Here is a 20323-nt window from a genome sequence, read left to right on the forward strand (position 1 = left end):
GGCCGGGTCAATTGGCGCTGTTTGCGCCCCGCCCGCCCAAAAACCACGCAACCGCCCGGGGGCCGGGTAAATTTTCCGGGGCCCGCCGCTAGCCAAGCCAAGGAGACGAACCATGCCCCGCATCGTCAAGCATTCCCGCCGCGTCATGGCGGCACTCGCCCTGGTCCTGGTCCCGGCCGGCGCGCTGGCGACCATGGCCACCGCCGACCAGTCCGTTGGGCCGGTGCGCTGCGAGATCCGCGCCACGCCGGAAGGGGGCATGGTCTTGCTTGAGGCGCTTGCCTATGCCGACAGAAACGTGAGTGGCACCTATTCCTTCCATGTCGAAAGCACCGGTCGCACCGGCGGCACCAGCATCGAGCAGGGCGGCGCCTTCAGCGCCGCGCCCGGCAAGCCAGCTACGCTCGGCGCTGTCACGCTCGACGCAAAGGCCGGCGTTTACGACGCCAAGCTCGAAGTTGCGGTCGATGGCAAGAGCATCGGCTGCGCCGCGCGGGTCGGCGGCGCGACCTGATCGCACCGGCCAGTTCACGAAAAAGGGCGTCGGCGTTCGGCGCCCTTTTCTATGTGTGCCGAGCCGGGAAAAATGACTGAACGACAGCTGAACGACGGGTTCCGGGATGGTTCAGCCGCAATTCGGGAAGGTTGGCCATAGGCTGAGGCAGCCGGAAATGAAGACCAAGATGACCCGCAATATGTTCATAACCCTTACTGCCGCTCTCGTTGCCGGCAGCATCGGCCAGGTGGCGCTGTCCGCACCGGCCTACGCAGGAGGCTGGGTGTCGGTGACATTTGCTCCTGCCAACGCCCGCGACGCCGGCGCCCTGGCGACCGGCCTGCGCGTCTATTCGAAGTATCGCGGCCTGCACGGCGCCAGAATCCGTCAGTCCGGACACGGTAATGCTGCTGGCCTCGGCCGGAACGGCCGCGGCAATCTGGGCATCATCCATCAGGAGGGCAACGGCCATTCCGCCATCCTGAGGCAGAACGGCAACGACAACGCCTACGGTATTTTCCAGTTCGGAAGGAACACCGAGGCGAATGTCGTGCAGAACGGCGACGGTGGTGGCGGCGCCATCTTCAGCTACGGCTGGTAACGGCCGATAATCGGGGCGCGAGCGGGACTCGATCCCCTTGCGCGCGACCCAATCATTCGGGCCGAACATCTCGGCAGAGCCGAAGATGACCCCGCGGCTTCCTCCTTGGGAGGTTTTTCAACGCGGGCCGATGTCGACCCAGCCCGCACCCCTCGCGCTGCGGCCCACATCGAAAAACCTTCACCGATGCGGACCTTCTGCAGCGGCTTTTCCACGCATAGCAGACGTTCGACGGAACGGGTGATCCTGCCCCGGCAAACACCGATGATGTCAGATAAAGTGCGGCAGACAATGTCACGAGGAAGCGAGGCGACATTTCACGCTCCGCGACAGCCGGAAGTGATCGACAACTTTCCAACGTTTTCCTTCGCGATTGACCCATCCTGGTCAAACACCCCAAACCGGCGGCTGCATCACCGTTCCTCCGGCGGCTTGAGGTGCCGAAACTGCATCAGCAGCAGCAGATCGTAAGCGATCTTCAGTGCACCGCAGATGATCAGGGGCCAAGCCCGGAACGAGGCAGCGAACAGAGCGCCCGCCAGGGCGGGACTGGCTGCGGCAGCCAAACTGCGCGGTACCGATGTGAAGCTCGCGGCGGCTGCCCGCTCCGCCTCCGTGACGACCGCCATGACGTAAGATGAGCGCGTCGGGACGTCCATCTGCGAAAGCGCGGCACGGATCAGCAGCAGGGCGAGGGCCAGAGGGAGCGTCGGCGCAAGCGCCGCCAGCATCAGGGCGATGCTGGACGGAATGTGTGTGAACACCATCGTGTTGATGAGTCCGATGTGCCGCGACAGCCAGGCGGCAACGGGGAATGAGAACGCCGAAAGCACGCCGGACCAGAAGAAGAAAAAGCCCGCTTCCGAAAGCGACAGGTCGAATTTTTCGAAAAGCCACAGGGCAAGCAGCGACTGGACGAGGAAGCCGCCGGCAAAGGCATCAAGGCTAAAAAGGGCCGCAAGCCTGAAAACGATATTCCGCGAGGGGCCAAGCGCGGACGTGCTGCCGGAGTCCGACGTTGGACGGCGCTGCGGGATCTGCGCGTAAAGGAGACCGCCGAGCAGGCCCAGCAACGCATAGAGCACGAACATCGCCTTGATGCCGGTGAGTTGGTCGAGGCCGGCTGGAGCCAGAAGATCAGGGGTTGCCGAAGCGAGCGCGCCAACCGCGGCTGCGAGCGCACCCACAAGGCTGTAGCGCGCGAACATCTTGGTCCGCGCGGCGTCGGTGACTTCGCGTGTGAGGACGGCATGCTCTAAGGGCACGAACACGCTGACGCTGCCGGCCGACGGGTTGATGGTGCCTGCGAAGGCGATCACCAAAAGCAGCGCGTAGTCGTGGACCACAGCAAAGGCCACACCCGTGGCCACCATCAGACTGGCGGCGGCAAGCAGGAGTTGGCGGTGATCGTGTCGGGCACCAAGGAGTCCGACGGCGATGGTCAAGAGCGCTGAACCGAGCAGCGATCCGGTTGCAATGATGCCGACCTGCAGAGGCGCGAAGCCTAATGCGAGGAGATAGACCGGCAACAGAACGGCCACGAAGCCATCGCCCATGTCGCGCAGGGCTCGGGCCGCAAAAAGAAAAGTCGCCGGGCGGATCTGCTGCACTGGTCTAGCCTGCCCTCATCACCTGCGTTGGCGTCAACGGCTTTGGCAGCGTCGCTCGACAGGGCTGGGACATCATGACGGAGTCGCGTTAGACATTCCAGCGAGACGAAGGCCATGAATTCGGGACGTGGGTCAGAATTCCCCGTGGTCTTGCTTTGGTAATGTCCAGGAAGGGGCGCATTGCTGCCATTCGCAACGAGAGAATGAAGGCCTCCGACGAGTCAGAAGTGCCCACCAACACGCTCCCACGCCGACGGTGCTTTCACTGCTTGTAGCAGTGCTCGCGGTGCCATTATAGGAAATGAGGATGCGGGCGTTCAAAATGTCGACTGGGCGTAAGTGCTCGACCGGTTTTGTTTATGAATCCCTGCACGCTGTCGAGATCGTTGACCTGCCGGGAGATCATGATTTCCAAATCGTCGGATAGGCTGATCAACCCGCGATCGAACATCCAATGCGCGGTGCCGGACAATGCGATCCCATTGTTGATGATATCGGGACCATTGGCTTCAACCGGTCGAACATGCGCGGCGGAGACCTCCGCTCGGCCGCCGCCGTTTATCAACTTGAGTCCCGTGATCGCACAGCGCTCATCATAGGCGCGCAAGACGATGCGGCGAAAAATACGATCCCGCACGATTCGCGACGCGATGTAACTCACGCGATCACGGCTCTGCTCCAACTCAAATGGCGCCTGCTCGTCTTGAAAGCCAAGCGACGTCCCGATCTCATCAACGCGCGGCAGCAACGACTCATTGCTGCCCAGGCCGAGATCGATAATGCGGTTGAAGTCACTTAGACCGATTGGGCGGACGGCAGATTGGGCGCGACCGGAAATCCGTCCTTCCTCGTTGAGTACACTCTTCTCCACGATGCCATTCGCCCCGTTGAACGAAACAGGATTGGCGAAGTCGAGATAGGTCCCGGGCTCAATCAGAGCGAGGTACATGTCAGGCTTCGCAGGATCGGGGATGACCTGTTGGACTTTGGCTATGGCGAAATAGCCGCGGCTCTCTTCTACCTTGCTGGGCTCATAATAGATGATCCAGTCGCCTACGCATGCTTCGACGCGGCGCAGATACTGGCTAGGAAACTGGTATTGCTCAGCGGGGCGGTCGTTGTAGATCGAATCTGACCGGTGAATGAAGACCCCGAATCCCATGATCTTTTTACAGTTCGTTTTTTGGAGATATCTGCCTCAGATACCAATCCGATCTTGGGAGCTTAGTCCAGGTCGGAGAAGTTTTTCCCCACAGTATCGGTCTTTGGGAGCGAATAAGCGAATAGGGAAAGCCCTCCCCTTGAAAATGCGCGGCGCTAGTTGACGGTGCAGTTCGCACAAGACCCGCACGGCCCGTCCCGACAGAAAGGAACCCGCCATGCGAAAACTCATCGTCACCGAATTCATCAGCCTCGACGGATCGCCGAGGTCGAGAAGCTGCCGAGCGTGGCCTGGCGCGCCGAATGGCGTCGCTCTCCCGCGATTGATGCGATCGAGTTCGCAGCCACCTGGCGGAAGGCGGAAGGTTTGATCCGCCCTTTGTTGCTGCTGCGTAGAAGACGTCTTGATTCAGCCACAAGCCCAAATTGCTGGATTTGGCAGCCCAGGAAGGATAGGCTTGGTTTTTGGTTCAAGTGATGGAACAGAGACTAGCCGCAATTCTGGCTGCCGATATGGCGGGCTACAGTCGGCTGATGGAGGCCGACGAATCCGGCACGCTCGCACGCCTTCGGACCCATCGCATAGAACTGGTCGATCCCGCCATCGCGAAGAACAAGGGCCGGATCATCAAAACCACCGGAGACGGCATGCTCGTTGAGTTCCAGAGCGTGACCGATGCCGTGAAATGCGCCGTGGAGATCCAACAGCGCATGAAACGGCGCAATTCGGATGTGCCGCAAGAACGGCGTATCGAATTCAGGATCGGCATAAATCTCGGTGACATCATTTTCGACGATGAGGACATTTTCGGCGACGGCGTCAATATTGCCTCGCGTATCGAGCAACTCGCCGACGTCGGCGGTATCTGCGTGACCGCAGCGGTGGCGACCCAAATTGCCGACCGTCTCGAAATTGCCATGGAGGACCTGGGCGAGAAGACGTTAAAGAACATCAGCCGCCCGGTTCGCCTCTATCGCGTTGGGTTTGATAGTTCTGTCCTGCCGGAAGTCGAGGCGAAGCGATCCATCTCGAAACCTTCGATAGTGGTGCTGCCATTCACCAACATGAGCGGCGACCCCGAGCAGGAATTTTTCGCGGACGGACTGACCGAGGACATCATCACCGAACTGTCCCGCCACCATGAGCTGTTCGTCATCTCGCGCAATTCCAGCTTCGTCTACAAGAACCGCGCCGTGAATGTGCGCGAGGTGGCCGAGAAACTCACCGTCCAATACCTAGTGGAGGGAAGCGTCCGCAAGATCGGCGACAGGGTGCGCGTGACGGTTCAGCTCATCGACACGGCGAATGACGCTCATATTTGGGCGGACAAATATGACCGGAAGCTGGACGACATATTCGCGATTCAGGATGAGGTGACCGCGGCGATCGCAGCTACGCTGCCCGGTCGTGTCGAGGCGGCTCAGCGGGACCAGCTCGCGCGGGCGAAACCTGCAAACATGGCCGCGTATGAATGTGTGCTTGCTGCCAAGGTGCTGCATCACCGAAGCACGATTGCGGATAATGAACGCGCGCAAACCTTGATCGAAAGGGCCGTCGCGCTCGACCCCGATTATGCCCATGCCCATGCCTGGCGGGCCTGCATTCTTGGCCAGGCCTGGGTCCATAACTGGTGCGAAGACAGGGATGACGTCTGGAACAACATTATGGCAGCGCTGGACAGGGCGCTGGCGCTGGACAACAACGATGCCGATGTCCACCGCATTCTCGCGGCAGTGAACGTGAACAACAATGAGCTGACCACTGCGCGCTACCATCAAGAGCGGGCGCTGGCCCTCAATCCCAATTACGACCTCGTGGTGGTGCAGCAAGGCGAGTTATTGACGTGGCTGGGGAGGCCGGAAGAGGGAATTGAATGGATCCGCAAGGCAATGCAGTTGAACCCGCACCACCCGGAGAGGTTCTGGAGCCATCTGGGAAAGGCGCATTTCGCCGCGCGCCAGTATGGCGAGGCGATCGAAGCTTTCATGCATCTGTCAACCATGGACTCGGCTCAGCACGCTTTCGCCGCTGCCTGCTACGGCTGGCTCGGCGACGAAATCGCGGCCGCGGCGCATCTGGGCAAGATCAGAACGCTCGATCCCCAATTCGACCTCGATTCATTTATCGCCACCCTGCACTTTGCCCAGGAGTCTGATGTGCAGCACGTCCGCGAAGGACTGCTGAAAGCCGGTATTGCCCACCTGTAGCCAGCCCGTGACTACGACCCAGAGCCAATCTGGGACAGGCAAAAAAGACCGGCCCCGATGCGGACCTTGTGGCATGACCGAACGACGGGCAGGTCGGAGAAGCTTTTCCCACGGTATCGGTCTTTGGAAGCGAACAGGGAAAACCCTCCCCCTGAAAAAGCGCCGCGCTAGTTGACGGCGCATGTCGCATAGGGCCCGCGCCATTCGGCCTTGCCAGAAAGGAACCCGCCATGAGAAAACTCATCATCACCGAATTCATCAGCGTCGATGGCATTGCCGAGGTCGAGAAGCTGCCGAGCGTGGCCTGGAACGATGAGATGCAAAAGTTCAAGGAGGACGAGCTTGCCGACAGCGGCGCCATGCTGTTGGGGCGCAGGACCTATGAGATCTTTGCCGGCTCGTGGCCCAAGGAGACCGGAGACTTCGCCGACCGGTTCAACGCGCTGCCGAAATATATCGCCTCGACCAGCTTGCAGGCGCTCGACTGGCAGCCGGCCGAGCTGCTGCAAGGCGCGTTGCCGGACGCCGTCAGAGGGCTGAAGCAAGGCAGCGGCGGCAACATCTATGTGCATGGCAGCCTCAGCGTCGCGCAGGAATTGCTGCGCCATGGCCTTGTCGACCGCATTAGGCTGCTCAGCTACCCCGGTGCCGTCGGCCAGGGCAAGCTGCTGTTCCCGCCCGGCGCACAATTGCCGCTCGAGCTGGTCTCCGCCAGGCAGTTCAGCAACGGCGTGGTGGCGCTGGAGTATGCGGCTGGGATAGGCAAGCCGTGATGACGGCCAATCTCCCCCCTCGAGGGGGAGATGCCCGGCAGGGCACAGGGGGTCGTCTCGCGTAATGCGCCAACCCCTACCGACGCAAGAGGGAGGCCGCGCCCGGTCGAACCGCCCCCCTCTGGCCTGCCGGCCATCTCCCCCTCAAGGGGGGAGATCGCAGCTTCGGCCATCAGCGCCTCACCCAAGCTACCGCCCCCGCCCGCCTGCCTCCAGCTTCTGCTCGGCCGCGATCAGCATCTCGACAAACCTCGTCACCTTGGGCGGGCGGAAGCGGGCGGCGGGGTAGACTGTGTAGATGCCGCCGGAGGGCAGCCGCCACTCGGGCAGGATCTGCACCAGCCGCCCGGCGGCCAGTTCGTCCCGCACCAAAAAGTCCGGCAGCACCGACAGGCCGGCGCCGGCGCGGACCGCTGCCAGCACTGCCGGCGTTGCGTCGATCGAAATCGTTGCCTGCATGCGCACGGCCTGCTGCTCGTCATCGCCGCGCGAAAATTGCCATAGCAGCGGTTCGCGCAGCGCCATGTTGGCGACGAAGGGCAGCCCGGCAAGGTCTTGCGGTTCGCCGGCGGTGAACCGGCCTGCAAAGCCGGCGCCGCATACCATGAATTGTTGGAAGGTGCCGATGCGCCGGGCCTGCAGGCTGGAATCGGCCAGCCAGCCGACGCGGATGGCCACGTCGATGTGGCCGGAAACCAGGTCGATCGTCTCGTCGCCCAGTGTCAGCTCCACCCGGCAGGCGGGATAGCGCGCGCTGAAGGCGGCGACCACCGGCACCACCGCCGATGTGCCGTAGTCGTTGGACGCGGCGATGCGCAGCGTGCCAGTCGGCTCGGCGGCGGCCTGCGCGAGCTCGTCGAATGCATCCTCGGCCTGCTGCAGGACCTGCAGGCAGCGGGCATGGAACGTTCGGCCGGCCTCGGTCGGATGGACGCGCCGCGTCGTGCGGATCAGCAGCGTCGTTCCGACATCGCGCTCCAGCCGCGCCACCTGCTGGCTGACCACAGCCTTGGTGATGCCCAGCCGCTCGGCGGCCCGCGTGAACGAGCCGGCATCGACCACCGCCGCGAAATAGGCCAGCCGGTTCAGGTTCATGCTTCGCTCATGGCAGAGGCAGTCTCATTGTCAGGCAATGGCATACATTACGTCTATTTTGTCGGCCTTCAATACGCATTCCGCTTTTGCCATCTTGCGGGCATCGAGGCCGCGCGCCGCCGAGTTCCGCATTCCCAGGAGACATCCATGTTCACACGGAGAGCCATCATGAAAACCACCCTCGCCGCCGGCGCTGCCGCGGTCTTTGCTCCCGCCGGGCTTGGCCATGCGGCAGGCGGGCTTTCCTGGAAACATTTCCCCGCCGGGCAAAACGGCTTCTTCCGCGCCCCGGTGCTGGTCTCCGGCGCCGCCGAAGCCGTGCTGATCGATGGCGGTTTCACTTACCCCGACGGCCGGGCCGTGGCCGAGGCGATCAAGGCGACCGGCAAGACGCTCACCACCATCTATGTCAGCCAGTCCGACCCGGACTATTATTTCGGCCTCAAGCCGATCAAGCAGGCGTTCCCGCAGGCACGGGTGATCGCCGCGGCCGAGACGGTGGCCGCCATCAACGGCAATGTCGAAAAGAAGCTCGCCGTCTGGGGGCCGCAACTCAAGGAGAATGGCCCGCAGGCGCTGGCCGACGTCGTCATCCCCGAAGCATTCGACGGCAAGACGCTCAGCGTCGATGGCGAGACCATCGAGATCGTCGCCGCGGAAGGCCTCGCCAACCGGCGCTATCTCTTCGTGCCGTCGCTGAATGCGGTGTTCGGCGGGGTGATGATCTTTGCCGGCGTGCATGTCTGGACCGCCGACACGCCGACCAGGGAACTGCGCGCCGCCTGGCTCGCCAATCTCGAAAAGATCGCGGCGCGCAAGCCGGCAATCGTCGTGCCCGGGCACATGACGCCTGAGGCCGCTACGGACCTTTCAGGCGTCGAGCACACCAAGACCTATCTCATCGCCTTCGAGGAAGAACTGGCCAAGGCCAAGGACGCGGCCGCACTGAAGAGCGCCATGGAAGCCCGCTTCCCCGGCCTCGGCATGGGCGTCGCGCTCGACATCGGCTCCAAGGTTGCCACCGGCGAGATGAAGTGGGGCTGAGATGGCCGCCAATCGCGAGCTGATCCGCGCCACTTACGAAGGATACGCTCATGGTCCAGCGGGCGCTGACGCCGGACGCTTGATTACGGTCATCCGCCGAGACGGTTGGTGCGCTTGCTGGCTTCGGCCTTGGCCCGGGCCTCCACCGCCTTCTCGATCTCGCGCTTCAGCTCGTCCTTGATCGCCACCGTCTCGGCCATCAGCGCCTCGACCTTCATGAAATCGAGCACCCGGTATTTCGAGACGGCCGGCCGGATCAGAATGTCGGGCCGGCTCTGGTTCAGCTTGCTGGCGATGATCGACTGCATCATCAGCTGCGTGGCGCCGAACATCAGGTCGACGGAGGTCGGAAATTTGCGGCCGGCCTCGGTCGGCGCGCCGACCACGTCGACGGCGATGATGATGTCGGCGTCGAGCTCGATCAGGTCGAACGGCACGGGATTGTAGATGCCGCCGTCGATCAGCAGCCTGCCGTCGCGCATCACCGGACGGAACACCGCCGGGATCGCCGCCGAGGCGGCCAGCGCCGAATGCAGCTCGCCTTCGTCGAACACGGCGAGCTTGTGGCCATAAAAGTCCGTTGCCGTCACCTTCAGCGGTATCTTCAATTCGGCGAAGGTCTCGGGAATGGCGTCGGGCAGGAACGCCTTGAGGATGCGCTCGACATTGAACTGGCTGACCCGCAGGCCGCCCTGCATCGCCTCGGCAAAAGTGCCGGGCCGCGCCCGCCACATGCGCGTCGCCACTTCGGCGCGGCGGCCGAGGATCGAGCGCGTATAGTCGTGGATGTCCTTGCCGGTCATGCCCGAGGCCATGCCGGCGCCCATGATGGCGCCGATCGACGAGCCGGCGATTGCTGCCGGCCTTATGCCCAGCTCGTCCAGCGCCTCGATAACATGGATATGCGCCAGCCCACGCGCCCCGCCGCCGCCAAAGGCGATGCCGAAGCTAGGCGCCATTTTGGGTGCCCCATGTGGCGGAGCTGTCGAATTTGGGCAAATGCCCCCTCGCCCGGATTGTCGGCAGTTTGCGTCCGTGGCGCGTCTTTCCTTCTCCCCTTGTGGGAGAAGGTGGATCGGCGCGGAGCGCCGAGACGGTTGAGGGGTGTTGGACGGAGCTCGGTCGATGCCAAGCTGGAGCACCCCTCATCCGTCGCCTTCGGCGACACCTTCTCCCACAAGGGGAGAAGGGGGAGCCAACCGGCGCAGGCCAGTGCGGGAAAAGTGGGCTCATCCCTTGCTTCCCAGCTTCGGCCCGACCACCATGACGGCCGGCTCGGCGGAGAGCAGCTTTTTCGCCACCGCTTTCACCTGGTCCAACGTCACCGCGTTTATTAGGGCGGCGCGGCGCTGCATGTAGTCGATGCCGAGCTTGCCGAGCTGAATCTCGAGCAGCGTTGAGGCGATCGCGCCGGAGGAATTCAAATTGTTGATGGCATAGGCGCCGATCATGTATTTCTTGGTCGCCGCCAGCTCGGCTTCGGTCGGCCCCTCCTCGGCCATGCGCTTGATCACGTCGCGCACCACGGCCAGCGTCTCGGCCGCCCTATCGGCGCGGGTCGAGGTGGTGATGGACAGCGCCTCGGAATGCTGGTGGTCGACGAGGTCGGAGCTGACGCTGTAGGCCAAGCCGCGCTTCTCGCGCACCTCGTCGAACAGCCGCGAGGTGAAGGTGCCGCCGCCGAGGATCTCGTTCATCAGCACCGCGGCGAAGAAATCCGGCGCGTTCCGCTTCACGCCGGGATAGGCGAGTTGCAGCGAGGCCTGCGGCTGGTCGTAAACGACCTCGAGCTGCTGGCCGAGCTTCAGGTCGATGTCGGGAACGGGCGTGAGCGCCTGCTTTTCCGGCAGGCTGCCGAACACCAGGTCGAGCTTCTGCTTCAGCGTCTCGGCGTCGATGGCGCCGACCACCGCCACATGCAGGCCGTCACGGGCGAAACTTGCCTTGTGGAAGGCGCTGAGATCGGCCGGCGTGATCGTCGCGATGCTTTGCCTGGTGCCCTGGTCGGGCCGCGCATAGGGATGCCTGCCGTAGATCGCGTCCAGCCATTTGCGTTGGGCGAGCGTGTCGGGATCGCGCTCGTTGGCGATGATGCCGGACAGGATTTGCGCGCGGATGCGGTCGATCGGCACCTGGTCGAAGCGCGGCTGGTTGACCGCCACCCGCAACAGGTCGAAGGCGCCGTCGCGCTGCTCGGCCAGCATGCGCATCGAGCCGTAGATGCCGTCGCGCTGCGCATCGAAGCTCATCTCGGCGCCGACATCGTCAAGCTTGATCTGGAAGGCCTCGCTGTCGAGGTTGCCGGCACCTTCGTCGAACAGGCCGCTCATCAGATTGGCAAGCCCTTCCTTGCCGGGCGGATCCTGCGTCGCGCCGCCATCGAAAACGAAGCGGATAGCGACGATCGGCACCGAATAATCCTCCACCAGCCAGGCGGCAATGCCCTTCGACGAGGTCACCTCCTGGATGTTCATGGCGGCGCGAGCGGAAAGCGCCGGCAGGATGACAAAGAGAAGGGAGAGGAACAGGGTTGCTAGCAGAGGGCCGGCGTGCGGGCGCTTCCCTTCTCCCCTTGTGGGAGAAGGGGAGGAGCCCACGAGGGGAGAAGGCAGAGCGGGACCATGCTGGCTCATCATCAAATCAATTCCCAGCTTGGGTTTGCGGCAGAAGATAGCCGGTCGTTGCGTGGTCGAGATTGAGATAGCGGGCAGCGACCGCCTTGACCTGGTCGGCGGTGACCTTGCGGATGCGGTCCGGCCATTGCTGGACGTTCTGGACGTTACCGCCTGTGGCGAGCGTCGAGCCGTAGATGTTGGCCATGTCCTCCTGCTTGTCGCGGGCAAAGATCATCGAGCGTACGAAACGGTCCTTGGATTTTTCCAGCTCGTCGCTGGTGACGCCGTCTTTCGCGATGCGGGCGATCTCGGCGTCGACCGCGGCCTCGATGTCGGCAAGCTTGGCATCGCCGCGCGGCGCGCCGTAGACGGTGAAATTGGTGTCGTCGAGCATGGTGCCCTGGAAGAAGGCGCCGGCCTCGGCGGCGATGCCTTGCCTGACGACAAGCTCCTGGTAGAGCCGGCTGCGGTTGCCGCCGCCGAGGATTTCGGACAGCACGTCGAGCGCTTCGGCTTCGCCGGGCTTTGCCGTGTGATAGGACGGAACCACCCATTGCGTGGTAAAGCTCGGCACGCTGACGCGCCCGTCGGTCAGCGTCACCGTGCGCCTGGTGTTCTGCTCGGGCTCGACGGGGCGGATGCGCGGCGGCAAGTCCGGGCCGCGCGCGATCTTGCCATAGGTCTTTTCGGCCAGCGCCTTGACCGTTTCCGGCTCGACATCGCCGGCCACCACCAGCACGGCGTTGTTGGGTGTATAATATTTGTTGTAGAAGGCCATCGCGTCGGTGCGGTTCAGCTTCTCCATCTCCTGCATCCAGCCGATGACCGGAATGCGGTACGGCTGGTTCTGCCACAGCGTGGCGTCGATTTCCTCGTCGAGCACTGCCTGCGGATTGCTATCGATGCGCGAGCGGCGCTCCTCGAGGATGACGTCGCGCTCGGTCTTGATGACATCGTCGTTGAGGATGAGATTGCGCATGCGGTCGGCCTCGAAGCCCATCATCTCACCGAGCGCCTGCGGCACCACCGTCTCGTGAAAGGCGGTGTAGTCGTAGGAGGTGAAGGCGTTGTCCGAGCCGCCGATGGCGGCGACGGCACGGTCGAGCTCGCCCGCCGCATGGTTGCTGGTCGCCTTGAACATCAGATGCTCGAAGAAATGGGCAATGCCGGACTTGCCCGGCGGCTCGTCGGCGCTGCCGATCTTGTACCAGACCATATGGGTGACGATGGGGGCGCGGTGATCGGGGATGACGACGATCTCCATGCCGTTGTCGAGCAGGAAATCGGTGACGACGCCATCGTCAGGATTGTTATCCGCCAGAGCCGGCGCGGCCATCACCAGAGCCAGTCCCAAGAGCGTTCCGCGCAGCCATTCAGCCTGAAATGTCATAGATGGCTCCGGTTTGTAGTGGGACGATAGGCGGGGTTGCTGGTCGAGGCAAAGCGAATTGTTCGTCATTTTGAAGGCGCCATCGTGGAAGCCGAACTCAGGCGGCCTCGATGAACCGGATGACCGTCTCGCCATAGTTGCGCTCGTCGACAACCGAAAAGCCCGGCCCTGCCTCGAACGGCGCCGCCGCCGCTTCCTCGACGACGCATAGCGCGCCGGGGGCGAGCCAGCCGCCTGCCTTGGCCGAGCGCAAGGCGCGTTCGCCAAGGCCTTTGCCATAGGGCGGATCGGCAAAGACCACGCCGAATGCGGCGATGGTGCCCGCCTCGCCCAAGCCCGTCGCGTCGCGGCGGAAAATCTTGGAGCGGCCGGTGAGGCCGAAGGCCTCGACATTGGTGCGGATCAGGCCGCGCCCTTCGGCGGATTCCTCGATGAAGACAGCGTAGGAGGCGCCGCGCGACAGCGCTTCGAGGCCGAGCGCGCCGGTGCCGGCGAACAGGTCGAGCACGCGCGCGCCGTCCAGTCTTTCGGGAAAGCGATGCGCCAGCACGTTGAAGACCGCCTCACGCGTGCGGTCGGTGGTCGGGCGGATGGCAAAGGTGCGGGGCGTCGCCAGCGGACGCCCGCGAAACTCACCGCCGACGATCCGCATTGCTTCCTTTCGGGCCGCCGCGCGGCCGGTCGCCACCGCCATCCGGGCGCTCGCCGCGCGGTTTGCCGAACGGCTTTGCACCGCCGCCTTGCGGCTTGCCGCCGGGCTTGCCGTAAGACGGCTTGAACGATGCCTTGCGCGCCTTGTTTTCTGCCGCCTTGGCGGCGTCTGCCTCCGCCCTGCCCTTGCCGATCGGCCGTGCGCCCGGCGCCATCCAGACATTGGCCTTGCGCTGGCCCGGCGGCTCGATCGGCCGCTGCTCGCGTTCGGATTTTTTCCCACCGAAGCCGCCACGAGGCTTATCGCCACGGGGTTTGTCCCCGAAGTCGCTGCGTTCAGGTCTGGGGCCACGCTCGCCAAAGCTCTTTTTTGGCGCAAAGCTCCTGTCAGGGCTTGTCGACAGCTTGCCGAGCGCTTCGTCGCGGCTGCCCTCGCGCCGCTTGCGGTTCTTGATCAGGCCGCCCTCGCCGATCGGCCGGCGTTCGCCGTCGCGGGTGAATTTCGGCCGCTCGGGCTCCTCCTCGCGCTCACGCCTGACCGGTTTGTTGGAAAACGGCTTGGCGATATCGGCATCGAAATTGGCGCCGGACTCTTCGACCAGGCGCTCGCCGAGCTGGTCGCGCAGCACGCGGCCCTTGATCTCCAGCACATGGCCTTCCGGTAAATCGTCGAGCTGGAACGGCCCGTAGGAAATGCGGATCAGCCGCGTCACGTCGAGACCGAGCGCGCCCAGGATGTTCCTGACCTCGCGGTTCTTGCCTTCGCGCAGGCCGAGTGTCAGCCACGCGTTCGAGCCCTGCTCGCGGTCGAGCGTCGCTTCGATGGCGCCGTAAAAGACGCCGTCGACGGCAATGCCTTCGCGCAGGCCGGCAAGCGCGCTTTCCTCGACCTTGCCGTGGACGCGCACGCGGTAGCGTCGCAACCAGCCGGTCGCCGGCAGTTCGAGCACGCGCGACAGGCCGCCATCATTGGTGAGCAGCAGCAGGCCTTCGGTGTTGATGTCGAGCCGGCCGATAGTCATCAGCCGCGGCAGCTCGGGCGGCAGCACGTCGAAGACGGTCTTGCGGCCTTCGGGATCGCGGTTTGTCGTGACCACGCCGGCCGGCTTGTGGAACAGGAACAGCCTGGTGCGCTCGATCGGCGGGATCTCCATGCCGTCGAGATGGATGATGTCGCCGGGCATGACGTTGAAGGCCGGCGAGGACAACACCTTGCCATTGACCTTGACGCGGCCGGCCGCAATCAGTTCCTCGGCGTCGCGGCGCGAGGCCAGGCCGGCACGCGCCAGCCGCTTGGCAATGCGTTCGCCGGCTTCTTCCGTTGCCTCGACGCGACGCGGGCGCGGCTTGAAGCCGCCTTCCGATGCCGCCTGTGCCCTTTGTACCCCTTGCGGTCGATCGCCGCCAAAATTACGCTTGGGACGATCGCTAAAATCACGCTTGGGACGGTCGAAGCGCCTCTCGCCGCGCTCGCTGTCGGCAGCTGCTGGCCGGTCGCCGCGCGGTGCGTAAGGCTTGCGCGGACCTTCGCGCTTTTCATAAGGCGTGCCCTCCGGACGCGGCCCTTTGCTGAACGGCCTGTCGCCGCCTTTGAAGTCGCGCTTCGGCTGCTCGCCTTCGGCAGCTGCCGGCCGGTCGCCGCGCGGCGCATAAGGCTTGCGTGGACCCTCGCGCTGTTCATAAGGCTTGCCTTCCGGACGCGGCCCTTTGCTGAACGGCCTGTCGCCGCCTTTGAAGTCGCGCTTCGGCCGTTCGCCTTCGGCCGCCGCCGGCCGGTCGCCGCGCGGAGCGTAAGGTTTTTTGGCGCCGAAGGGCGGCTTGCCGCCCTTGCCGGGAGCGCCATCGCGACCGCGCGTCCCTGCCGGCTTCGGGCCGGCCTTGCGGGGGAATTTCTTGTTTTTGTCGTCCATGTGGCCTTTGCTCGTTTGCGCGGGTAGTAACAGGATCGCGCTCTAGTGGCGAGGAGATAATCGGAATGGAAACCGCGTGAAGCGGCAGGATTTCATGGCCCTGGCGCTGAAAGAAGCCGAAGCCGCCGCCCTGCGTGGCGAAGTGCCGGTTGGCGCGGTCGTCGTCGGCGGCGATACGGTCGTTGCCAGTGCCGGCAACCGCACCCGCGAGTTTGCCGATCCGACCGCCCATGCCGAGATGCTGGCGATCCGCGAGGCCTGCCGCAAGCTTTCCAGCGAGCGGCTCAGCGGCCACGATCTCTATGTGACGCTGGAGCCGTGCGCCATGTGCGCCGGCGCCATCTCCTTCGCCAGGCTGCGCCGGCTTTATTTCGGCGCTGCCGACGAGAAGGGCGGCGCAGTGGTCAACGGCGTTCGCTTCTTCACGTCACCGACCTGCCACCATGTGCCCGACATCTATCCGGGCATTGCCGAGAACGCAGCAGCAGCATTGCTGAAGGACTTTTTTCGCGAGCGACGCGGACCCTGATTTTCTGGTCCGGCAGACGGTCCGAATCCAAGTCAACCAATCCAGGCCAGAAAGTCTCTGGCGCCGTCAGCCTACCAGGGCAGCCAGTCGAACATGCCGCCGCTCTTACTCTTGGCGGCCGCCTCCCTCTTGAGGCGGCGTTCCTTCTTGTACTCGTCCTCGCCGAGGTCACCCTGCGGCGCGGTGGCGGCGGCAGCGCGGTATTGCACCGGCGGCTCGCTCAGATATCTACGAGTGGTCGGGTCGCCCTGTTTGCCTTCAGCCCGGCGGCGCATGATTTCCGCGGCGCGGGCCTTGTCCGAATCGGCCGGAGTCCAGGCTGGCGGGTGGCTCGAGCCCGACTGCTTCAGCGCGGCCTTGACCGACGCCGGATCCGTCTGCACGTCATCGATGACCTGCGCCTGGTAGGCCGGGTCGTCCTGATGCAGGGTGGCATCGGCGCGCAGGCGGGCACGGCGCTGCTCCGGCGATTCGGGCCATTCGGCACTCGCCGTCTCGATGCTTTCCTGCGGCGGCGGCAAGACTTCCTTCTGCCCCGGCCCCGGCTTCACCAGCGTGGGGCGCGGCTTGTAGTCGATACTATCCTTGCGCTTGGGTGCGAAGGAAAAAGCCCCGGTGAGGTCGCCAGCCAGCTGCGCGCCCGCGGTCTTGTCGGTTCCGTAAGTGGGCGAGCCCATGCAGCCGGACAAAGCGAGGCCCGATACGACAAGCGGCGCCAGCAGCGCAACGCGCGCGTAAGTTCTCTCGGTCATGCCAAAAAGTCCCACTGTAGACAGCCTCTCGATTGCCGCCGGCCAAAGAAAGGTCCGGTCCCCATCGCCTACGCTCTTCCGACGGAATTCCGGCGACAATTTGTCGTCCGGAGTTTCGCGTGTTTACCTCAACCACTCGTTAAGGGCAACGCGGGGGGGCCGATCGGCCGCCCGCCGTGGCATTTGTGCACCGCCTTAAAGACGGCTCAAAGCCTTCAGCTCATGCAGAACAGCGGCGTCACGGGCCGAAACATCCGGGAATTCCGGATCTGAGCCGACATCGGCGGTGTAGCGCCAGGAGCGCGCGCACTTCACCAGGCCACGGTCCTCCGCCTTCTCGACGACCACGGCGACGCCCTTGACGTCGTCGAGGGTAAAGCTGCCCGCCGGCGCCTTGCCGTGCACGATTACCAGATCGCTGGTGATCGCCATCTCGGCCATGTCGACATCGGCGATCGCCGCTTCGAGCACGGCATCGTCGAGGGTGACGACCGGCACCGCTTCCAGCGAAGAGCCGATGACCTTCTGCGCACGGGCGATTTCCAATGCCCCGGTGACGACACGGCGAACCTGCCGCACCTTGCGCCACTTCTCCGCCAGCGCCTCGTTCTTCCAGTCCGCCGGGATCTCCGGGAACTGGTCGAGATGCAGGGAGACCGCATCCGGATGACGGTCGAGCCAAGCCTCTTCCATGGTGAAGGGCAGCATCGGCGCCAGCCATTTCACCAGGCAGTCGAAGAGATGGCGCACCACCTGCACGGAAGCCTTGCGCTTCAGGCTGGAAGGCGCTTCGCAGTAAAGCGCGTCCTTGCGGATGTCGAAATAGAAGGCCGACAGCTCGACCACCATGAAGTCGAGCAGCGCGCGGGTGATGCGCTTGAATTCGAACGCGTCGTAGCCCGAGCGTACGACCTCATCGAGTTCAGCGAGCCGGTGCAGCATCAGCCGCTCCAGTTCAGGCATCTTGTCCAGCGGCACCTCCTCGCCATCGTCGTGGGCGAGCGTGCCCAGCATCCAGCGGATGGTGTTGCGCAGCTTGCGGTAGGCGTCGATATTGGTCTGCAGCACGTTCTTGCCGAGCCGCTGGTCTTCCCAATAATCGGTCGTCACCACCCACAGCCGCAAGATGTCGGCACCGGACTGCCTGATGACGTCCTGCGGCACGACGGTGTTGCCGAGCGACTTCGACATTTTCCGCCCCTCCTCATCCATGGTGAAGCCATGGGTGACGACGGTGTCGTAGGGCGCCCTGCCCCTGGTGCCGCAGCTTTCGAGCAGCGAGGAGTGGAACCAGCCGCGATGCTGGTCGGAGCCTTCGAGATAGACGTCGGCCGGCCATTTCAGGTCGGGCCGGTCCTCAAGCGTGAAGGCATGCGTCGAGCCTGAATCGAACCAGACATCGAGGATGTCCATGACCTGCTGCCATTTCGAGGCATCGTGATTGCCGAGGAACCGCTCCTTGGCGCCGGCGGCGAACCAGGCGTCGGCGCCTTCTTTCTCGAAGGCGTCCATGATGCGCTGGTTGACTGCCTCGTCGCGCAGCACATTGCCGTCGGCATCGGCAAAGACGGCGATCGGCACGCCCCAGGCGCGCTGGCGCGACAGCACCCAGTCAGGGCGCTCCTCGATCATGGCGCGGATGCGGTTCTGGCCGGCGGCGGGCACGAAGCGGGTATCGTCGATGGCTTTCAGGGCGCGGCTGCGCAGCGTCGTGCCGTCGCCAAGCTCCTTGTCCATATAGACGAACCATTGCGGCGTGTTGCGGAAGATGATCGGCTTCTTCGAGCGCCAGGAATGCGGATAGGAGTGCTTCAGGCGGCCGCGCGCGAACAGCGCGTTGCGCTTGATCAGCTCGTCGATGACAGCGTGGTTGGCGTTGCCCTTCTTGCCATTGTCGTCGATGACGCGCGCCGCTCCACCCTCGCGGTCCGGGCCGAAGCCCGGCGCGTCCTTGGTGAAGAAGCCGGCATCGTCGACGGTGAAGGGGATCGCGGTGTCGATGCCACGCTGGCGAAGATCAGAGGCAGCATCCATCCAGGCGTCGAAGTCTTCGCGGCCATGTCCCGGCGCGGTGTGGACGAAACCGGTGCCGGCATCGTCGGTGACGTGATCGCCGGCGAGCATCGGCACGGGAAAATCGTAGCCGCCGCCCAGAGCTTTGAGGGGATGGGCAAGCGTAAGGTTTTCAAGCTCTTCGGCGCCAACGCTGCGAAGCCGATTCAGAGTGACCTTGGCCTTCGCGGCAGCGTCGTCCGCAAGTTTCTCGGCAAAGATCAGCTTTTCGCCGGGCTGAGGACCAAAGGCGTTCTCGGCCGCCGTAACCTCGTAGAGACCATAGTTGATGCGCGGCGAGTAGTTGACGGCGCGGTTGCCGGGGATTGTCCACGGCGTCGTCGTCCAGATGACGACGTTGGCATCAAGCAGATCGAGCGACGTCTGCGTCAGCTTGGGGTCCAGGGCTGGCTGCCCATCCTCGATGTTGATGACCTGGCGAGCGAGGCTGACGACCGGAAACTTCGCCCAGATCGTGTCCGACTCATAGTCCTGGTATTCGACCTCCGCCTCGGCCAGCGCGGTGCGCTCGACCACGCTCCACATCACCGGCTTGGAGCCGCGATAGAGCTGGCCGGACATGGCGAATTTCAGCAGCTCGCCGGCGATGCGCGCCTCGGCATGGAAAGCCATTGTCGTATAGGGATTGTCGAAGTCGCCGACGACGCCGAGCCGCTGGAATTCGGAACCCTGCACCTTGATCCAGTGCGCCGCAAACTCGCGGCATTCCTGCCGGAACTCGTTGACCGGCACCTCGTCCTTGTTCTTGCCCTTGGCGCGGTACTGCTCCTCGATCTTCCATTCGATTGGCAGGCCGTGGCAATCCCAACCGGGTACATAGTTCGAGTCATAGCCGCGCATCTGAAACGAGCGGGTGATGACGTCCTTGAGGATCTTGTTCAGCGCATGGCCGATATGGATGTTGCCATTCGCATACGGCGGGCCGTCGTGCAGCACGTATTTTTCGCGGCCGGCTGCGTCTTCGCGCAACTTGCGGTAAAGGTCCATGTCCTGCCAGCGTTTGACCAGCAGCGGTTCCTTTTCCGGCAAACCGGCGCGCATCGGGAAATCCGTCTGCGGCAGGTAGAGCGTTTTGGAATAGTCGATCGTCTCGGCGGTCTCGGTATCAGTCATTCGTCTGCCATATGCGTTGCCGGCGGCAAAAGAGCCCGGGCGTTGAACTATCATGATCTGGAATAAGCGCGAGAGGCGCGCGCAAGATTCCCGGCGGCTCCGGCGGCGGTCAGGCCGCCCGGAACACCGGGCCTGTAATTCGTATCGCAGTCGCGAGAAGGCGCGAAAAGCTCGTCATGGCTGGGCTTTTAACCGACACAGGCGATGTTGAAAAGCCCGAACTCTCGGCGGTTTCCTGTCGGGGCATCATGGTCGTTAGTTTGTTGTCGTGGTTTTCCTTGCATGATGTGCCACTTGCGCCT

At 63.9% G+C, this 20323-nt stretch carries 16 protein-coding genes; 6 read left to right on the forward strand and 10 right to left on the reverse strand.

Going from position 1 to position 20323, the window contains the following annotated elements; all coding sequences use genetic code 11:
- Positions 1-112: 112 nt before the first annotated feature.
- Both csgH and NKJ23_RS14100 read left to right on the forward strand, forming a co-directional pair.
- Positions 113-514 carry a curli-like amyloid fiber formation chaperone CsgH gene (csgH, locus tag NKJ23_RS14095; protein ID WP_352542636.1) on the forward strand — a complete coding sequence of 134 codons (402 nt, stop codon included), beginning with the start codon at positions 113-115 and terminating at the stop codon, positions 512-514.
- Between the two features lie 169 nt (positions 515-683).
- Positions 684-1097, forward strand: coding sequence for a curlin (locus tag NKJ23_RS14100; protein WP_352453910.1), 414 nt, complete (start codon positions 684-686; stop codon positions 1095-1097).
- A gap of 413 nt (positions 1098-1510) precedes the next feature.
- Here the strand turns inward: NKJ23_RS14100 and NKJ23_RS14105 are convergent, their stop codons facing one another.
- Positions 1511-2653, reverse strand: a complete 1143-nt coding sequence (locus NKJ23_RS14105; protein WP_352680802.1) for an MFS transporter — start codon at positions 2651-2653, stop codon at positions 1511-1513.
- A 346-nt stretch (positions 2654-2999) separates the two neighbouring features.
- Positions 3000-3869 carry an HNH endonuclease gene (locus NKJ23_RS14110; protein ID WP_352680685.1) on the reverse strand — a complete coding sequence of 290 codons (870 nt, stop codon included), beginning with the start codon at positions 3867-3869 and terminating at the stop codon, positions 3000-3002.
- Positions 3870-4345: 476 nt separating this feature from the next.
- Between NKJ23_RS14110 and NKJ23_RS14115 the strand changes: the two genes are divergently transcribed.
- Together NKJ23_RS14115 and NKJ23_RS14120 are read left to right on the forward strand one after the other, a co-directional pair.
- Positions 4346-6076, forward strand: a complete 1731-nt coding sequence (locus NKJ23_RS14115; RefSeq protein ID WP_352680686.1) for an adenylate/guanylate cyclase domain-containing protein — start codon at positions 4346-4348, stop codon at positions 6074-6076.
- Positions 6077-6306: 230 nt separating this feature from the next.
- Positions 6307-6849 (forward strand): dihydrofolate reductase family protein, encoded by a 543-nt coding sequence (locus tag NKJ23_RS14120; RefSeq protein ID WP_352680687.1) that lies wholly within the window; start codon positions 6307-6309, stop codon positions 6847-6849.
- A 189-nt stretch (positions 6850-7038) separates the two neighbouring features.
- On the opposite strand, the gene NKJ23_RS14125 is transcribed toward NKJ23_RS14120, so the two are convergent.
- A complete protein-coding gene (locus NKJ23_RS14125) occupies positions 7039-7944 on the reverse strand; it encodes a LysR family transcriptional regulator (RefSeq protein ID WP_352680688.1) in 906 nt (301 codons plus the stop codon).
- Between the two features lie 147 nt (positions 7945-8091).
- Between NKJ23_RS14125 and NKJ23_RS14130 the strand changes: the two genes are divergently transcribed.
- Positions 8092-8988: an MBL fold metallo-hydrolase gene (locus NKJ23_RS14130; protein WP_352680689.1), complete on the forward strand. Its 897-nt coding sequence runs from the start codon at positions 8092-8094 to the stop codon at positions 8986-8988.
- An 89-nt stretch (positions 8989-9077) separates the two neighbouring features.
- On the opposite strand, the gene NKJ23_RS14135 is transcribed toward NKJ23_RS14130, so the two are convergent.
- The 5 genes from NKJ23_RS14135 to NKJ23_RS14155 form a co-directional block, all read right to left on the reverse strand.
- Positions 9078-9947 carry a patatin-like phospholipase family protein gene (locus NKJ23_RS14135; RefSeq protein ID WP_352475000.1) on the reverse strand — a complete coding sequence of 290 codons (870 nt, stop codon included), beginning with the start codon at positions 9945-9947 and terminating at the stop codon, positions 9078-9080.
- 270 nt (positions 9948-10217) lie between these two features.
- Positions 10218-11462 carry a M16 family metallopeptidase gene (locus NKJ23_RS14140; protein WP_502902534.1) on the reverse strand — a complete coding sequence of 415 codons (1245 nt, stop codon included), beginning with the start codon at positions 11460-11462 and terminating at the stop codon, positions 10218-10220.
- Between the two features lie 166 nt (positions 11463-11628).
- The gene (locus NKJ23_RS14145) at positions 11629-12993 is read right to left on the reverse strand and encodes a M16 family metallopeptidase (RefSeq protein WP_352680691.1); all 1365 of its coding nucleotides are present in this window, start codon (positions 12991-12993) and stop codon (positions 11629-11631) included.
- Positions 12994-13090: 97 nt separating this feature from the next.
- Positions 13091-13645 carry a 16S rRNA (guanine(966)-N(2))-methyltransferase RsmD gene (gene rsmD, locus NKJ23_RS14150; RefSeq protein ID WP_352680692.1) on the reverse strand — a complete coding sequence of 185 codons (555 nt, stop codon included), beginning with the start codon at positions 13643-13645 and terminating at the stop codon, positions 13091-13093.
- On the reverse strand, positions 13626-15554 hold the full coding sequence (locus tag NKJ23_RS14155) for a pseudouridine synthase (protein WP_352680693.1): 1929 nt from the start codon (positions 15552-15554) through the stop codon (positions 13626-13628). Before NKJ23_RS14155 ends, rsmD begins: the two co-directional genes overlap by 20 nt.
- A gap of 76 nt (positions 15555-15630) precedes the next feature.
- Between NKJ23_RS14155 and NKJ23_RS14160 the strand changes: the two genes are divergently transcribed.
- Positions 15631-16083 carry a nucleoside deaminase gene (locus tag NKJ23_RS14160; protein ID WP_352680694.1) on the forward strand — a complete coding sequence of 151 codons (453 nt, stop codon included), beginning with the start codon at positions 15631-15633 and terminating at the stop codon, positions 16081-16083.
- A 71-nt stretch (positions 16084-16154) separates the two neighbouring features.
- Here the strand turns inward: NKJ23_RS14160 and NKJ23_RS14165 are convergent, their stop codons facing one another.
- Positions 16155-16835: a hypothetical protein gene (locus NKJ23_RS14165; RefSeq protein WP_352680695.1), complete on the reverse strand. Its 681-nt coding sequence runs from the start codon at positions 16833-16835 to the stop codon at positions 16155-16157.
- A 195-nt stretch (positions 16836-17030) separates the two neighbouring features.
- Positions 17031-20021, reverse strand: a complete 2991-nt coding sequence (gene ileS, locus NKJ23_RS14170) for an isoleucine--tRNA ligase (protein WP_352680696.1) — start codon at positions 20019-20021, stop codon at positions 17031-17033.
- Positions 20022-20323: the final 302 nt, after the last annotated feature.

The sequence above is a fragment of the Mesorhizobium sp. M0184 genome (assembly GCF_040322215.1).
GTDB lineage: Bacteria > Pseudomonadota > Alphaproteobacteria > Rhizobiales > Rhizobiaceae > Mesorhizobium.

Coding starts and splice junctions, on each gene's coding strand:
- NKJ23_RS14125 (WP_352680688.1), bottom strand. CDS start 7,944: ATGAACCTGAACCGGCTGGCCTATTTCGCGGCGGTGGTCGATGCCGGC.
- NKJ23_RS14135 (WP_352475000.1), bottom strand. CDS start 9,947: ATGGCGCCTAGCTTCGGCATCGCCTTTGGCGGCGGCGGGGCGCGTGGG.
- NKJ23_RS14145 (WP_352680691.1), bottom strand. CDS start 12,993: ATGACATTTCAGGCTGAATGGCTGCGCGGAACGCTCTTGGGACTGGCT.
- NKJ23_RS14100 (WP_352453910.1), top strand. CDS start 684: ATGACCCGCAATATGTTCATAACCCTTACTGCCGCTCTCGTTGCCGGC.
- ileS (WP_352680696.1), bottom strand. CDS start 20,021: ATGACTGATACCGAGACCGCCGAGACGATCGACTATTCCAAAACGCTC.
- NKJ23_RS14120 (WP_352680687.1), top strand. CDS start 6,307: ATGAGAAAACTCATCATCACCGAATTCATCAGCGTCGATGGCATTGCC.
- NKJ23_RS14115 (WP_352680686.1), top strand. CDS start 4,346: ATGGAACAGAGACTAGCCGCAATTCTGGCTGCCGATATGGCGGGCTAC.
- NKJ23_RS14155 (WP_352680693.1), bottom strand. CDS start 15,554: ATGGACGACAAAAACAAGAAATTCCCCCGCAAGGCCGGCCCGAAGCCG.
- csgH (WP_352542636.1), top strand. CDS start 113: ATGCCCCGCATCGTCAAGCATTCCCGCCGCGTCATGGCGGCACTCGCC.
- NKJ23_RS14165 (WP_352680695.1), bottom strand. CDS start 16,835: ATGACCGAGAGAACTTACGCGCGCGTTGCGCTGCTGGCGCCGCTTGTC.
- NKJ23_RS14105 (WP_352680802.1), bottom strand. CDS start 2,653: ATGGGCGATGGCTTCGTGGCCGTTCTGTTGCCGGTCTATCTCCTCGCA.
- NKJ23_RS14140 (WP_502902534.1), bottom strand. CDS start 11,462: ATGAACATCCAGGAGGTGACCTCGTCGAAGGGCATTGCCGCCTGGCTG.
- rsmD (WP_352680692.1), bottom strand. CDS start 13,645: ATGCGGATCGTCGGCGGTGAGTTTCGCGGGCGTCCGCTGGCGACGCCC.
- NKJ23_RS14110 (WP_352680685.1), bottom strand. CDS start 3,869: ATGGGATTCGGGGTCTTCATTCACCGGTCAGATTCGATCTACAACGAC.
- NKJ23_RS14130 (WP_352680689.1), top strand. CDS start 8,092: ATGTTCACACGGAGAGCCATCATGAAAACCACCCTCGCCGCCGGCGCT.